This window comes from Vibrio sp. 811, assembly GCF_033339195.1.
Genome location: NZ_JAWOUB010000956.1, coordinates 1 through 517 on the forward strand (window position 1 = coordinate 1; position 517 = coordinate 517).

Consider the following 517-nt stretch of genomic DNA (forward strand, 5'->3'; position numbering starts at 1 on the left):
GTTCGTGAACGCATGCTCGAAACGGGCGTGGATATGTTCTTAGATGTTCATGGTGATGAAGCGATCCCATACAACTTTGTTGCAGGCTCTGAAGGCATCCCTTCGTACGATGAAAACTTAGCGGCGCTGGAAAATGCATTCAAACAAGCACTGTTGACTATTACGCCAGAGTTCCAAGATGAAATTGGCTACGACAAAGACGAACCAGGCAAGGCAAACCTGACGGTTGGTTCAAATTGGGTTGCCGAGCAATTTAAGTGCTTATCGTACACAATTGAGATGCCATTCAAAGACAATAACAACCACCCTGATCCGTTGTACGGTTGGTCTCCTGAGCGCAGCGTGATGTTTGGGCAAGATGTGCTTGCAGCAACACTTGCGGTGACTGACAAAATTTAAATGCAATAGTTCCACAGCATTGATTCATTACCGAACAGCTCATCTTTGATGGGCTGTTTTCTTTCCTGTTATTCGCATTTCTTATTGTAAAAATTAGTTGCCATTCATCCATTTACTG

At 44.1% G+C, this 517-nt stretch carries 1 pseudogene; it reads left to right on the forward strand.

From position 1 onward, the window contains the following. A pseudogene (locus R7Q46_RS30335) lies at nucleotides 1-399 on the forward strand (hypothetical protein); the annotation flags it as partial. Nucleotides 400-517: the final 118 nt, after the last annotated feature.